Here is a 12,995-nt window from a genome sequence, read left to right as displayed (position 1 = left end):
CACGCGGGCTGCACGCGGGTGCGAGCCGGGGCTGCCAGCCCGGCCCGGCCCGTCAGCCGTGCTGGCCACCGGTACGGTCGCGGGCCTTGAGGCGGGTGGTGGGCAGGGCAGGCGCCGGCAGCGGCGGCGCCGCATCGTCGGCGACCACACCGAAGCGCGCGTCCCCCGCCATCCAGTCCTCCCGGGCGGCGACGATCTCCTCGTGCGACCGGCCGACGAAGTTCCACCACATCACCAGCGGCTCCTCGAACGGCGTACCGCCCAGCAACAGCAACCGCGCCCCCGACCCTCCCCGCACGGTCAGCTCGCGGCGGCCCGTACCCAGGTAGAGCAACGCCCCCGGCTCGAACCCCACCCCGGCGGCGCCTCCGCCGAACCGGACATCGCCAGCACGGCGTACTCGAAGTCGGGCCGCAACGACAACGTCGTCGGCGCCTCACCGCCCAGCTCCAGCTGGACCCCCACCAACGGGGTGTGCACCACCGCCGGCGACCGCTGCCCGCCGAACTCACCGACCAGCACCGTGACGTCCACCTCGCCGTCGCGCCAGCGCGGCAGGTCGGCGTGGTGCGCGAAGTCCGCCCCGCCGGCGCGCGCCGAGTCCGGCAACGCCACCCACAGCTGTACGCCGTGCATCAGCGGTGGGTGGACGGCCGGCGACCGCTCGGAGTGGGCGATGCCGTTCCCGGAGGTCATCACGTTCAACTGGCCGGGCCGGATCGGCTGCACGTTGCCGAGGCTGTCCCGGTGCAGGATCTCCCCTTCCAGCAGCCAGGTCACCGTCTGCAGGCCGGTGTGCGGGTGCGGTGGCACCTCCATGCCGGGCCGCTGCGCCACATCGTCCGGGCCGAAGTGGTCGACGAAACACCACGCGCCGACCATGCGGCGGGGACGCTGCGGCAACAGTCGCCGCACAGTGGTGTACCGACCCAACGGCACGTCGTGGCCGGGCAACAGCACACTGCCGGGATCAACGTCGGCCACGCCAGGTGGTCGGGTCTGCGCCAGCATCGACTCGGTACGCTCCACCGCCCGACTGTACGCTCACGCCCACCCACGGCCGCAGCGCTTCTGTTCGGCGACTGCTCGGCTCACCGGCCGCGGTTATCGGCCGCTCGGTCATCGGCCGCTCGGTTATCGGTCGCTCGGTTATCGGTCGCTCGGTTATCGGCCGCTCGGTCATCGGCCGCCGGCGGACACCGTCACCCGGTTCGCTCCCGCGACCAGGTCCAGGTAGAGCCGTTCGGTCGCACGGTCCCAACCCGGCGTACCGAGGACCGCACCCGCGCCCACCCCATCCCAGCGGTCGGTGCCCAGCGCGACTGAACCGGCGCCCGCTCCCACGCGAACCCGCACCGGCGTCTCCCCTGCCAGCCGGATGTCGAGCTGACTGGTCCCACCGATGAGTCGTACCGTCAGGATGGTGGCGCCCTCCGGGCTGCCGGCACCGGACGCGCCGCCGGTGCGTTCCGCGGTGATCGGTGGCAGGAGGATCTCGGTGTGGGCCGACCCGCCGACGAGTTCCACGCCCAGCAACCGGCCCCGGCTCAGGTCCAGGACCTGACGGCTCACCCCGCCGACGAGGTGCAGACGCCAGGCGACCCGCTCGTTGAGCAGCACCCGCACGGCCCGGTCGCCACGTTCCCCGGACTCCGCGAGTTCGAGTCGGACGGTCTCCCCCGAGACGGTCGGTCGACCCACCACTGACGAGTCGGCCGGGCTGCTGATCCGGTACAGGTCGTTGCCCAGTTCGGCCACCCGCAGGTCGAACGAGGACACCCCGTCCGCGAGCACGAAGGTGCCTTTCCGCCGATCCGCCAGTGGCGCCGTGAGCAGCCGCTCGTCGGTGGCCGACCCACCGGGTCGACCATCAGCCGCGTCCGGGTCGACGACGCCCCCCGCGCGACCAACGCCGTCGGGCCGGGTGCCGTCCGGGCGGGTGCCGTCGGGCCGGGTGCCGTCGGGCCGGCTGCCGTCCGATCCACCAGCGTGGATCGTGCCGAGCCGCCCGGGGGCTGCGACGACCACCGCCACCGCGGCCGCGCCCAGCAGCAGCACGACAGCCGCGGCAGCCACCAGCAGGCGGGACCCCGTGGACCACCGCAGCGGTACGTCGTCACCGGCGGGTTCCGGCGGCGCCTCCGGTTCTTGGTTCGTGCCGTACCCCACCGCGGTCATGCCTCTGTCCCTCCGCCGGTCCCCGACGGGAGGTACGTACCCGCCGGCCGATCGGATCACTCCGTGCCACCAGCGCCACTCCACTACGTTGCCGAACGGTCGCCGAACGCGAGATCTTGGACAGTTTCCGTTACGCGTGAACGGAAACTGTCCAAGATCTACGGTCGGACAGCGGCGAAGGACCGGCTACCGCCTTCGCGACGTGCCGCCGCCGCCTTCGCGCGGCGATGGCGGCGGTCGGCGGCGGTGGTCGACGGTGGTCGGTGGTCGACGGTGGTCGGTGGTCGGCGGTGGTCGGTGGTCGACGGTGGTCGGTGGTCGACGGTGGTCGGTGGTCGACGGTGGTCGGTGGTCGGCGGTGTTCGGTGGTGGATATGCCGTTGGCCGGCACCCGGGTGGGGGTGCCGGCCAGCAATCGATGTTGCGGTGTTGCGGTGGGTCAGCTGTTCCAGTGCTGGGTGACGAGGTCGGTGGCCTGCTGCTCCCACTGGGCGTACGCGTCGGGGTAGGCGGAGACCTGCACGGTCTGCGCGGCATCCGTCAGCGCCATGTCCTGCCACCCGTCGACCTGCTTGAGGCCCTTGAGGAACGCGGTCGTCGAGTAGGCCGGGTCGGTGATCTGCTCCGGCGTGCCCCAACCCGAGCTCGGCCGCTGCTGGAACAAGCCCAGCGAGTCGTGGTCGTTGGCGTCGCCGAGGTGGCCCAGGTTCTCCAACTTCGACTCCTGCAAGCTCGTCGCGATCGAGATCACCGCGGCCCGCTCCGGGAGACCGGCCTTCTTCGTGGCGGCGATGATCGCCTTGACGTTGGCGGTCTGCTCGTCGTTGAGGGTGATGTGCGACTGCTCGCCCTGCGGCTTCGGCGCCGTCTGCGCCGCGGCGGCAACGGGCTTGGCGTCCACGGTCGCAGTAGCGGCGTGGGCGGCGATCGGACCGGCGAACACACCACCGGCGAACGCCAGACCAGCAACAGACAGCACACTCTTACGCATGATCGTGTTCATGGGGGAAGCTCCTTCGGGGGTAAAGACACCCGCCTAGATCGCACGGGTGTGAGCACCTCGTCCGGCGCTGCAACAAACGGGGAAAGTCTTGAGGGGGATTCGGTGACCGACAGGCCGGGGGGGCGTGTCGCACCGGGGTCGGCGGCCTGCGAGCGGAGGGCTCGCGGCGCCGGATCCGTGTGTAACGACCCGGGGGCCGGGGTCATTCCCGGGGTCGGCCGGTTCCGTTGGCACCCGGTGAAGCGCGGGGTGCCGGTCGGGCGGGGTCCAGGTGTAACGACCCGGGGCCGGGGGCCATTCCCGGGGCGGACCATCGCGCCCGGCAGGGGCGTGGTCCTGCGATCGTCAGGGTGTGCAACGACCCCGACCCGGCCATCATTCCGCCCGACACGTGCCCCCGCCCACACGCCAACACCGCCCAAACGGACCAAAACGGACGGGTCAACCCTGACCCCAGGTGTCCAACCACCCAGACTGGCGGGCAGAACACCCCAAACTCACGATGATCCACACGACTTCGCCGATATCGCGGTATCCGTGAGGGTTTGATACCGCGACTTCGCCGAAACGGAGTCGATCAAGGCATGCTGGTGGGCCAACGCCGACAAACCGGACTCGCGTAACGACTGGATGCAGGCCAGCCACCTTCGGAACAGGGCACCACGTAGGGCACGGACCTCACGAACCGCGCTCGATCCACTCGACTTCTTGAAAACCGGGGCATCCGAGGCGGTCTGACACCCCGACTTCACGGAAACCGAGTCGATCACGAAACAGAGCCGCGCCGAGCGGGCGCGTAAGACCAGAGCCACAGGAGAGCGTGGCCGAAGCTGACGAGGCCAGCCGCGGGCCACCGGGCCACCGGGCCAACCGCGCCAACCGGGCCAACCGGCCAACCGGCCAACCGGCCAGCGGGCCAACCGGCCAGCGGGCCAACCGGCCAACCGGCCAGCGGGCCAGCGGGCCAGCGGGCCAGGCGAACAAACCGGCCAAGCGAGCCAAGCCGGGACGGGGACGGCGGGTGGTGGACTCGTTCAGGTGGCGAGGCGGGAGCGGACTTTGGCGGCACAGGTGCCCAGGACCGTCTGGGCGTCCAACCCCAGGCTCTCGATGGCCACCAACGCGGTGAAGGCGACGTCGGCCAGCTCGGCGGCGACGTCCTCACGGGTGTGGGTGACGCCCTTGCGCGGGTTCTGCCCGAGCAGGCCGATCCAGGCGGCGGACGCCTCCCCCGCCTCCTCGGTCAGCTTCAGGATGCGGCAGGTCAGTTCGGTCTGCCCGGTGCCGTTCGCGTTGTCCAACCAGCTCCGCGACGCGCGGGCCGCCTCCCAGATCGACTCGTCCACGGCGACAAGTCAACCCGAGAGGTCCGCCTGCTCACGCAGCCGGGTACCGGACGGGCACCTCACCGACCAGCACGCCGGCTGACCCGGGATGGACGGCGGTCCGCATCCCGCGCGCACGGGCGGCCGGGTCAACGCGCGAAGGGCCTCACCGAGCACTGACGGCGCACGAGCCCGAGGGCTGATCAGCCGGACAGTCGGGCTTGACCGGCCGATCAGCGCAGCCATTGACACTGGTCGACGGCGGTCCTAGGTTCAGGACGCTACCGGCCGGTAGGCAACCGTCCCGCCTGGTCGCCCCCGGGCGACGTCCGTCCGATGGGGAGCATCGATGCTGTCCGCACCCGTTCGTACCCTCCGCCGGCTGCTCGCCGCCACCGCGACGCTGACTCTGGCGGTCGGGCTGGCCGGTGCCGCGCCGGCCGCCGCCACCGGCCGCGACCCGAGGGGCGGGGGACCGCTACCCGGGTACACCATCGAGAATCCGCCGTTGACGCCGCTGGTCGTGGGCGGCAAGCCGACGACGGTACGCCAGGGCGTGCACCGCCACGCCGGGTACATCATCGAGGTTCCCGCCCGGTGGAACGGTGACCTGGTGTTGTGGGCGCACGGCTACCGCGGTCAGGGCACTGTGCTCTCGCCGGAGCCGCCGGGCTTCGGGCTGCGCGAGCGACTCCTGGAGCAGGGGTACGCCTGGGCGTCGTCGTCGTACGACAGGAACGGCTTCGACATCCGTTCGGGGGTGCTGGGCACGAAGGATCTCGCCGACCACTTCGGGCGGACGATCCGCCGGCCGCAGCACACGTACGTCGCCGGGGTGTCGATGGGCGGGTACGTCATCGGTCGTTCGCTGGAGCAGTACCCCGGCTTCTACGACGGGGCGCTGCCGATGTGCGGGGTGCTCGGCGACCAGACGTTGCTCGACTTCTACCTTGACTACAACCTGGTCGCGCAGACTCTCGCCGGGGTGCCGGCGTACCCGACGCCGGCCGATTACCTGACGAACGCCGTACCCCGGATCCAGGTGGCACTCGGTCTGGCCGGGCTGACCCCCACCGGGCCGGACACCACCACGGACCGGGGTAAGCAGTTGCGGGCCATCACGGTGAACCGTTCGGGCGGGCCGCGTCCGGGTGCGGACGCGGCGTTCGCGGTCTGGAAGGACTTCCTCTTCTCGATCAGCGTGCCCACCGGGAGTGGCAACTCCCCCGCCCAGCGGCCCGGGCAACTCTCCACCAACCTGCTCACCCGGTACGCCCCGAACAGCCCGGTCGACGTCAACGCCACGGTGCGGAGGGTCGCGCCGGAGAACCCGGTGCAGCGGCTCCTGCCGACCCTGACGGAGGTGCCGCGGATCGCCGGTCGGCCCACCGCGCCGGTGCTCAGCCTGCATGGTCTCGGTGACCTGTTCGTGCCGTTCAGCATGGAGCAGGCGTATGCCACGGACGTGGCGCGGCACGGCCGCGGCAAGCTGGTGGTCCAACGGGCCATCCGGGCCACGCAGCACTGCGAGTTCACCCCGGCCGAGGCCGGCGCCGCCTGGGACGACCTGGTTGCCTGGGTACGCACCGGCAAGCGCCCGGCCGGCGACACCGTGACCGACCCGGCGGTGGTGGCGCGGCCCGACTACGGCTGCCGGTTCAGCGACCGGGAGGCGTACGCCGCCGGCGTCGGCACCCGCCGCCTCTATCCGGCCTGCTGAGACATGACGACGCCGGCCGGTCCCCACGTGGGGACCGGCCGGCGCGTGCGTGTGCGGGTGTCACCAGAGCTGCTGGACGATGTCCGCCGCCTGCTCCTCCCACTGCGCGTACGCGTACGGGAACGCGGAGACCTGGACGGTCTGCGCGGCGGTGGTCAGCGGCAGGTCCTGCCAGCCGCCCACGTTCTTGAGTGCGCTGAAGAACGCGGTGGCGGAGTACTCCGGGTCGGTGATCTGGTCGGGCGTGCCCCAACCGGATGACGGGCGCTGCTGGAATAGGCCCTGCGAGTCGTGGTCGTTGTACGCGCCCAGGTGGCCGAGGTTGTAGAGCTTCGACTCCTGCAGCGAGGTGGCCACGCCGATCACCGCGCCCCGGTCACCGACGCCGGTCTTCTTGGCGGCGTCGACGATGTGCCGGGCGTTGGCGAGCTGCGCGTCGTCGAGCGGGATGCGCGACTGGGCGCCCTCGATGCCGTGCGGGATCAGCTGGGCTCGGCTGGGCTTGCCGGCCGGCGGCTTGCCGGTGGCGGAGCCGGTGGTCAGGCCCGACTCGACGGGCTGGTCGTCCTGCTGGGCCGAGGTGGCGGCCTTGCCGGTGGCGAGGTCGATGGCGGCGACGGCGCCCTGGTGAGGTCCGGTGGTGACCGGAGCGGCGACTGCGGTCGGCGCGAGGGCCAGGCCGCCGAGGGCAGCCACACCCGCGACGCTCAGCGCGGTCTTGCGGTACGAGTCCTTAGCGATGGCGGGGAGCCATCGAGTGAAGTCGACCTTCACGATGGTTGCCCTTTCGATCGTGCGGAGCGCTCCGGGGTGAACACTCCTCGGGAGATGACCGCGGAAAAGGGTTTGGGCTCCGGCGGTACGGGGGACACAACCGGGTTGACGTGTCGGTCATTCCGGAAATGGCCTCACGTCGGCTGGCTGCGGTCCCGGTCACGGCGCAGAACCGGACAGACGCGGCTCGCTGGCCGCAACACCCGACGATGGTGACGCAGAGCGACTTCAGCGCTCGCAGGCGGAACGTCGTCGACACCCTTTGCTCTGCACCCCTACACGCACCGGACACCGCGCGTGACGGCGGCGCGGAAGTCCTCCGGCGGGCGGAAACGGTTCGTCCGCAGCTCAGCGCCCATGGTGCCGATCTGGGTGCAGAGCAAAGGGGGAATTCACCGTGCTGGGGAGGCGGGCGGCGGGTGGTTTGCCGCTACCGTGAGTGAACTACGGACCCAACACTGTGGGTGAGGTTGGCGTGCGGCTCGCCGCAGCGGACGTGGGCCAGGGCCGCCGTCTGCGCCGGGGTGAGAGCCGCGGCCCGGGAACTGTCGGACTCAGTTGTCGCTGTCACGTCCGGGCTCCGCATCCCGCGTCCCCGCCCGCACGTCCGGCGCGAGCAACTCCTGGAAGACGGTGATGTGCAGGCCCGCGGGGGCGTCGAGGCGGGAGTTGAGAGATTCCCACGGGGTACGCGTCGGCGGCGCGACCTCGCTCGCCCCCGCGGCGACCAGCCGGGAGGTGGTCGCCTCGGCGTCGTCCACCTCGAAGGCCACCCGCATCCGGGGGGCGACCTGCCGTCCCACCTCGACCTCGTCGATCATGCGTTTCTGGGCCGGGTTGGCGATCTCCAGGGTGGCGCGGCCGGCGTCCAGGATCATCACCCGGGCGTCGCCGTCGCTGACGAACTCCGCCTCCTCGGGCAGGCCGAGCGCGTCCCGGAAGAACGCGACGGCAGCGTCGTAGTCGTCGGCCTCCACCACGAGGCGCAGCTGACGGACGACAGGTGCGGGGTGCTCGGCGGCCATGCGCGCGATCCTAACGCCGTAGGCTCGCACCGTCGGGAAGGGAGCGTCATGGCCGGGACACCGCACGACGAGACGTACCTCCTGCGCCCGGTCGGCCGGGTCGCCTCGCCGCTGACCGACGCGGCGGACGCTCCGCGGCAGGGTGACGAGGGCGCCCCCACCGCCTGGTTGATCTTCGACGCGCAGGTCGGCCCGGCCGTGCGCGAGCTGCAGGCAGGCGCGGAGCTGCTGGTGCTGACCTGGTTGGACCGCGCCCGGCGCGACGTGCTGGTGGTGCACCCTCGCGGCGACCGGAGCCGGCCGGAGACCGGGGTGTTCAGCACCCGGTCCCCGCACCGGCCCAACCCCATCGGCCTGCACCGGGTGCGGGTCCTCAGCGTGGACGGGCTGCGCATCGAGGTGGCCGACCTGGAGGCCCTCGACGGCACCCCGATCCTGGACGTCAAGCCGGTGCTAGGGGCGGCTGACGAGCGCTGAGCCGCGCACCCGCACGCGGGCTCAGTGGCCGCGCGCCAACCACTCCTCAAGGTGCGGGGCCTCCGCGCCGATGGTGGTGTCGTCACCGTGGCCGGTGTGCACGACCGTCTCCGACGGCAGGGTGAGCAGGCGGGTACGGATCGACCTGACGATGGTGTCGAAGTCGCTGTACGAGCGACCTGTCGCACCCGGACCGCCGGCGAAGAGCGTGTCTCCCGTGAAGACTACGCCCAGGTCCGGGGCGTGGAAGCTGCACGCGCCGGGGCTGTGCCCGGGGGTGTGCAGCACCCGCAGCGTCGTGCCGCCCACCTCGATGCTCTGCCCGTCGTGCAGTTCGCCGTGCGGGGGCAGGTGCGGGTGGACCATGTCCCACAGCACCCGGTCGGCGGCGTGCAGCAACACCGGCGCGCCGGTGGCCTCGGCCAGCTCGGGCGCCACCCGGACGTGGTCGTCGTGGGCGTGGGTGGCCAGGATCGCGCGGACCTGCCGGTCACCCACCAGGGCGAGGATCGCGGCCACGTCGTGCGGGGCGTCCAGGACGACGCACTCGCTGTCGTCACCGATCACCCAGACGTTGTTGTCCACGTCGAACGTCTGGCCGTCCAACGAGAACGTGCCGGCGGTGACCGCCCGGTCGATGCGAGCCGTCATCAGAACACCACCACCGAGCGCAGCACGTCGCCGTGGTGCATCCGCTCGAACGCGTTCTCGACCTGGTCGAGCGTGATCTCCTCGGTGACGAACGCGTCGAGGTCGAGCCGGCCCTGCAGGTACAGCTCGGTGAGCATGGGGAAGTCCCGGCTGGGCAGACAGTCGCCGTACCAGCTCGACTTGAGGGCGCCGCCGCGTCCGAAGACGTCCAGCAGGGGCAGGTCGATCTGCATCTGCGGCGTCGGTACGCCGACCAGCACCACGGTGCCGGCCAGGTCACGGGCGTAGAACGCCTGCTTCCAGGTCTCCGGTCGACCCACGGCGTCGATCACCACGTCGGCGCCGAAGCCACCGGTGGCGGCACGGATCGCCTCGACCGGGTCGGCCTCCGAGGCGTTCACGGTGTGGGTGGCGCCGAACTGGCGGGCCCAGTCGAGCTTGCGGCTGTCGGTGTCCACCGCGACGATCGTGGTGGCGCCGGCCAGGACGGCACCGGCGACAGCGGCGTCGCCGACACCACCGCAGCCGATCACGGCGACCGAGTCGCCCCGGGTGACGTTGCCGGTGTTCATCGCGGCGCCCAGCCCCGCCATCACCCCGCAGCCGAGCAGACCCACGGCAGCCGGTCGGGCGGCCGGGTCCACCTTGGTGCACTGCCCGGCGTGCACCAGGGTCTTCTCGGCGAACGCGCCGATGCCCAGCGCCGGGGCGAGTTCGGTGCCGTCGGTGAGCGTCATCCGCTGCTTCGCGTTGTGGGTGTTGAAGCAGTACCAGGGACGGCCTCGGCGGCAGGCGCGGCAGTCGCCGCAGACCGCACGCCAGTTGAGGACGACGAAGTCGCCCGGGGCGACGTCGGTGACGCCCTCGCCGACCTGCTCCACGATGCCCGCCGCCTCGTGGCCCAGCAGGAAGGGGTAGTCGTCGTTGATGCCACCCTCGCGGTAGTGCAGGTCGGTGTGGCAGACACCGCAGGACTGGATCCGGACGACGGCCTCACCGGGGCCGGGATCGGGCACCACGATGGTGGTGACCTCGACCGGCGCGCCCTTGCTGCGGGAGATGACTCCCCGGACTTGCTGGCTCACTTCGCCTCCTGCTGGTGGTCTGCGGCAGGGCCGGACGCCGAGCGGAGGCGGGGGTGCCACGGGCTCGGCGCTGGGCCCTCGGCGAACCTACCGCGACCACCACGGCCAGCCCAGCCCGCCTGGCGGTTATCGCGGGCGGTCCGGGGTACGCGGGCCGCATTCGACCACGGCCAACGGGAGTGACAATGAAACTCGCACACCTGCCGCTACGGGTCAGCATCGGTGCGTACTTCCTCAACTCGGGCCTGCAGAAACGGAACCTGGAGGGCGCCGCCGCGGAGAGCATGCACGGGATGGCGGTGACGGCCGTGCCGCAGCTGGGTCAGTTCGAGCCGGCGCGCTTCGCGAAGCTGCTGGCGTACTCGGAGGTCGCCCTCGGGGCCGCGCTGATCGCGCCGTTCGTCCCGGCGCCCCTGGTCGGGCTGGGTCTGACCGCGTTCGGCGCGGGCCTGGTGCAGCTGTACCTGAAGACGCCGGGGTTGCGGGAACCCGGCAGCATCCGCCCGACCCAGCAGGGTGCGGGGTTGGCCAAGGACGTCTGGCTGGTCGGCGCGGGGCTGACCCTGGTGCTGGAGGGGCTGACCCACGGTCGTCGGCGGCGCTCCTGATCCGCGCCGAGGAGCGCAGTTGACCGACTCCCGCCCGGTACGGCCGTTCTACCGGCCGATGCGGCCCCATCGCCGCAACGAGCCGCACCGCGCGGCCACGCCGCTGGAACTCTTCTTCGACCTGTGCTTCGTGGTGGCCGTGGCGCAGGCCGCCGGCAACCTGCACCACGACGTCGCCGACGGTCACGTCGGCCACGGCCTGACCAGCTACCTGATGGTCTTCTTCGCGATCTGGTGGTCGTGGATGAACTTCACCTGGTTCGCCTCGGCGTACGACACCGACGACGACGTCTACCGGATCACCACTCTGGTGCAGATCGCCGGGGCGTTGATCATCGCTTCCGGGGTGACCCGGGCGTTCACCGACGGCGACTTCAGCGTCATCACCTACGGGTACGTGGTGGGGCGGCTGGCCGCTGTCGTGCACTGGACCCGAGCCGCCGTCGGCGACCTCGCGCACCGGGCGGCGGCGCGCCGCTACGCGATCGGCGTGACGGTCGTACAGCTCGGGTGGCTGCTGCGTCTGTCGCTGCCCGACGAGTGGGGCCTCGCGTCGTTCGTGCTGCTGGGGCTGGCCGACCTGGCGGTGCCGGCGGTGGCCGAACGCCCCGGCATGACCCCGTGGCACCCGGCGCACATCACCGAGCGGTACGGGCTGTTCACCCTGATCGTGCTCGGTGAGGCGGTGGCTGCCGTCTCGTTGGCGATCCAGGACGGACTCAACGCCGGCGAACACGATCTGTGGTCGCTCGCGGCAGCGGGCGCGGTCATCGTGTTCGCGCTGTGGTGGCTCTACTTCGACCGGCCGATCGAGGCGCCCGACCGGTTGCCGTACTCCCTCGTCTGGGGTTACGGCCACTACCTGGTGTTCGCGGCGATCGCCGCGATCGGGGCCGGGTTGGGCGCGGCGGTGGACGTCGACCGGGACCTCGCGCACATCTCCGAGAGCACCGCCGGGTACGCGGTGGGCATCCCCGTCGCGGTCTTCCTGCTCACGATCTGGGTGCTGCACGTCCGCCGGCAGCAGCACGGCGGTGTGGTCGTGGCCTTCCCGGTCGTCGCGCTGCTCGCGTTGCTCGCGCCGCTCGGCCCGGCCCCGGTGTATGTCCTCGCGGCCCTGCTGGTCGCCCTGGTGACGGTGACCGTGCTGCTGCGTAGGCGGGACGTCGGGCCCAGCGCGACGGTCGCCAACCCGGCCTGACAGCGTCGACGGTCACGCCGCGTCGCGGGCCGGGTCGACAGCGGCCTCGGCGGCGGGGCGTTGCGTGGGCACGCCGGTGGCGGGCGTCGGGGTCGGGCGGACGACGCCCCGGTTCAGGCCGGTGACCAGGAGCCGGTTGTACGAGGCCGGCAGCACCCGGGCCAGCAGGTCGGGCAGCTTCGCCGACCAGCCGATCAGCACCCGGCCCCGACGCCGCTCGACGCCACGCAGGATCACCTCGGCGGCCCGCTCCGGCGCGATGGTGAGCAGCTTCTCGAACTGGGCCCGGCCGGCCGCGTACTCCTCGTGGGAGACGCCGCTGCCGATGCGGGCGTTCTCGGTGATGCGGGTGCGGATCCCGCCCGGGTGCACCGACGTCACCCCGATGCCGTCGTCGACCAGTTCGTGGCGCAGCGCCTCGGTGAGGCCGCGCACGGCGAACTTGCTCGCCGAGTACGCGGCCTGCCCGGCCGGCGCGATCAGCCCGAACAGGCTGGAGATGTTGACCAGGTGCGCGCCGCGTTCCGCCCGGAGGGTGGGCAGCAGCGCGTGGGTCAGCTGCGCCACGGCCCGGAAGTTGACGTCGATCACCCAGCTGAACTCGTCGAACGTCACCTGGTCGAACCGGCCTCCGAGGCCGACGCCGGCGTTGTTCACCAGCAGGCGTACGCGCGGGTGCCGCTGGCCGATCTCCGCGGCCACCTGGGCGGTGGCCGTCGCGTCGGCGAGATCCACCACGTACGTGTGCACCTGACGGTGCGGGTGCGCCCCGCGGATCGCGGTGACGACGGTGTCCAGCCGCTCCGCGTCGCGGTCCAGCAGCACCAGGTCGCTGCCCCGGCGGGCCAGGGCGTGCGCCAACGCGGCACCGATGCCGCTGGCCGCTCCGGTGACCACGGCCGTGGCCCCGGCGAACTCGAACCTCTGCACGGGGTGCTCCTCTCCTGA

General features: G+C 72.0%; 12 protein-coding genes and 1 pseudogene. 4 read left to right on the top strand and 9 right to left on the bottom strand.

Translation table 11 applies throughout. The features are described from left to right. Nucleotides 1–52 precede the first annotated feature (52 nt). From O7631_RS20785 to O7631_RS20770, 4 genes and pseudogenes are all read right to left on the bottom strand, one after another. A pseudogene (locus O7631_RS20785) lies at nt 53–1,029 on the bottom strand (pirin family protein). Nucleotides 1,030–1,179: 150 nt separating this feature from the next. Then, complete coding sequence (locus O7631_RS20780) at nt 1,180–2,178, bottom strand: hypothetical protein (protein ID WP_278145761.1); 999 nt, start codon at nt 2,176–2,178, stop codon at nt 1,180–1,182. Between the two features lie 439 nt (nt 2,179–2,617). After that, the gene (locus O7631_RS20775; protein ID WP_278145760.1) at nt 2,618–3,181 is read right to left on the bottom strand and encodes a hypothetical protein; all 564 of its coding nucleotides are present in this window, start codon (nt 3,179–3,181) and stop codon (nt 2,618–2,620) included. Between the two features lie 1,034 nt (nt 3,182–4,215). Beyond that, nucleotides 4,216–4,527 (bottom strand): MazG-like family protein, encoded by a 312-nt coding sequence (locus O7631_RS20770; protein WP_278145759.1) that lies wholly within the window; start codon nt 4,525–4,527, stop codon nt 4,216–4,218. A 328-nt stretch (nt 4,528–4,855) separates the two neighbouring features. Between O7631_RS20770 and O7631_RS20765 the strand changes: the two genes are divergently transcribed. After that, complete coding sequence (locus O7631_RS20765; RefSeq protein WP_278145758.1) at nt 4,856–6,226, top strand: hypothetical protein; 1,371 nt, start codon at nt 4,856–4,858, stop codon at nt 6,224–6,226. Between the two features lie 60 nt (nt 6,227–6,286). On the opposite strand, the gene O7631_RS20760 is transcribed toward O7631_RS20765, so the two are convergent. Then, nucleotides 6,287–7,000, bottom strand: a complete 714-nt coding sequence (locus tag O7631_RS20760; protein WP_269678585.1) for a hypothetical protein — start codon at nt 6,998–7,000, stop codon at nt 6,287–6,289. Nucleotides 7,001–7,554: 554 nt separating this feature from the next. Beyond that, a complete protein-coding gene (locus O7631_RS20755) occupies nt 7,555–8,025 on the bottom strand; it encodes a VOC family protein (protein WP_278145757.1) in 471 nt (156 codons plus the stop codon). Nucleotides 8,026–8,073: 48 nt separating this feature from the next. Between O7631_RS20755 and tsaA the strand changes: the two genes are divergently transcribed. Then, nucleotides 8,074–8,502 carry a tRNA (N6-threonylcarbamoyladenosine(37)-N6)-methyltransferase TrmO gene (tsaA, locus tag O7631_RS20750; protein WP_278145756.1) on the top strand — a complete coding sequence of 143 codons (429 nt, stop codon included), beginning with the start codon at nt 8,074–8,076 and terminating at the stop codon, nt 8,500–8,502. Between the two features lie 21 nt (nt 8,503–8,523). Here tsaA and O7631_RS20745 read toward each other — a convergent pair whose 3' ends face one another. Continuing rightward, a complete protein-coding gene (locus O7631_RS20745; RefSeq protein ID WP_278145755.1) occupies nt 8,524–9,153 on the bottom strand; it encodes an MBL fold metallo-hydrolase in 630 nt (209 codons plus the stop codon). Continuing rightward, nucleotides 9,153–10,238 (bottom strand): S-(hydroxymethyl)mycothiol dehydrogenase, encoded by a 1,086-nt coding sequence (locus tag O7631_RS20740; protein ID WP_278145754.1) that lies wholly within the window; start codon nt 10,236–10,238, stop codon nt 9,153–9,155. Before O7631_RS20740 ends, O7631_RS20745 begins: the two co-directional genes overlap by 1 nt. Before the next feature lie 185 nt (nt 10,239–10,423). Between O7631_RS20740 and O7631_RS20735 the strand changes: the two genes are divergently transcribed. Together O7631_RS20735 and O7631_RS20730 are read left to right on the top strand one after the other, a co-directional pair. Beyond that, entirely contained in the window at nt 10,424–10,846 is a 423-nt protein-coding gene (locus O7631_RS20735) for a hypothetical protein (protein ID WP_269678580.1), read from the top strand. Between the two features lie 19 nt (nt 10,847–10,865). After that, the gene (locus O7631_RS20730; RefSeq protein ID WP_278145753.1) at nt 10,866–12,047 is read left to right on the top strand and encodes a low temperature requirement protein A; all 1,182 of its coding nucleotides are present in this window, start codon (nt 10,866–10,868) and stop codon (nt 12,045–12,047) included. Nucleotides 12,048–12,059: 12 nt separating this feature from the next. Here O7631_RS20730 and O7631_RS20725 read toward each other — a convergent pair whose 3' ends face one another. Beyond that, on the bottom strand, nt 12,060–12,977 hold the full coding sequence (locus O7631_RS20725; RefSeq protein ID WP_278145752.1) for an SDR family NAD(P)-dependent oxidoreductase: 918 nt from the start codon (nt 12,975–12,977) through the stop codon (nt 12,060–12,062). Between the last annotated feature and the right edge of the window lie 18 nt (nt 12,978–12,995).

Source organism: Micromonospora sp. WMMD967, from assembly GCF_029626165.1.
Classification (GTDB): domain Bacteria; phylum Actinomycetota; class Actinomycetes; order Mycobacteriales; family Micromonosporaceae; genus Micromonospora; species Micromonospora taraxaci.
This window is presented reverse-complemented; position numbering and strand designations above follow the sequence as displayed.

What these genes read in the sequence shown, in the direction of transcription:
- O7631_RS20765 (WP_278145758.1), top strand. Translation starts at nt 4,856, where the DNA reads ATGCTGTCCGCACCCGTTCGTACCCTCCGCCGGCTGCTCGCCGCCACC.
- O7631_RS20775 (WP_278145760.1), bottom strand. Translation starts at nt 3,181, where the DNA reads ATGAACACGATCATGCGTAAGAGTGTGCTGTCTGTTGCTGGTCTGGCG.
- tsaA (WP_278145756.1), top strand. Translation starts at nt 8,074, where the DNA reads ATGGCCGGGACACCGCACGACGAGACGTACCTCCTGCGCCCGGTCGGC.
- O7631_RS20735 (WP_269678580.1), top strand. Translation starts at nt 10,424, where the DNA reads ATGAAACTCGCACACCTGCCGCTACGGGTCAGCATCGGTGCGTACTTC.
- O7631_RS20745 (WP_278145755.1), bottom strand. Translation starts at nt 9,153, where the DNA reads ATGACGGCTCGCATCGACCGGGCGGTCACCGCCGGCACGTTCTCGTTG.
- O7631_RS20780 (WP_278145761.1), bottom strand. Translation starts at nt 2,178, where the DNA reads ATGACCGCGGTGGGGTACGGCACGAACCAAGAACCGGAGGCGCCGCCG.
- O7631_RS20755 (WP_278145757.1), bottom strand. Translation starts at nt 8,025, where the DNA reads ATGGCCGCCGAGCACCCCGCACCTGTCGTCCGTCAGCTGCGCCTCGTG.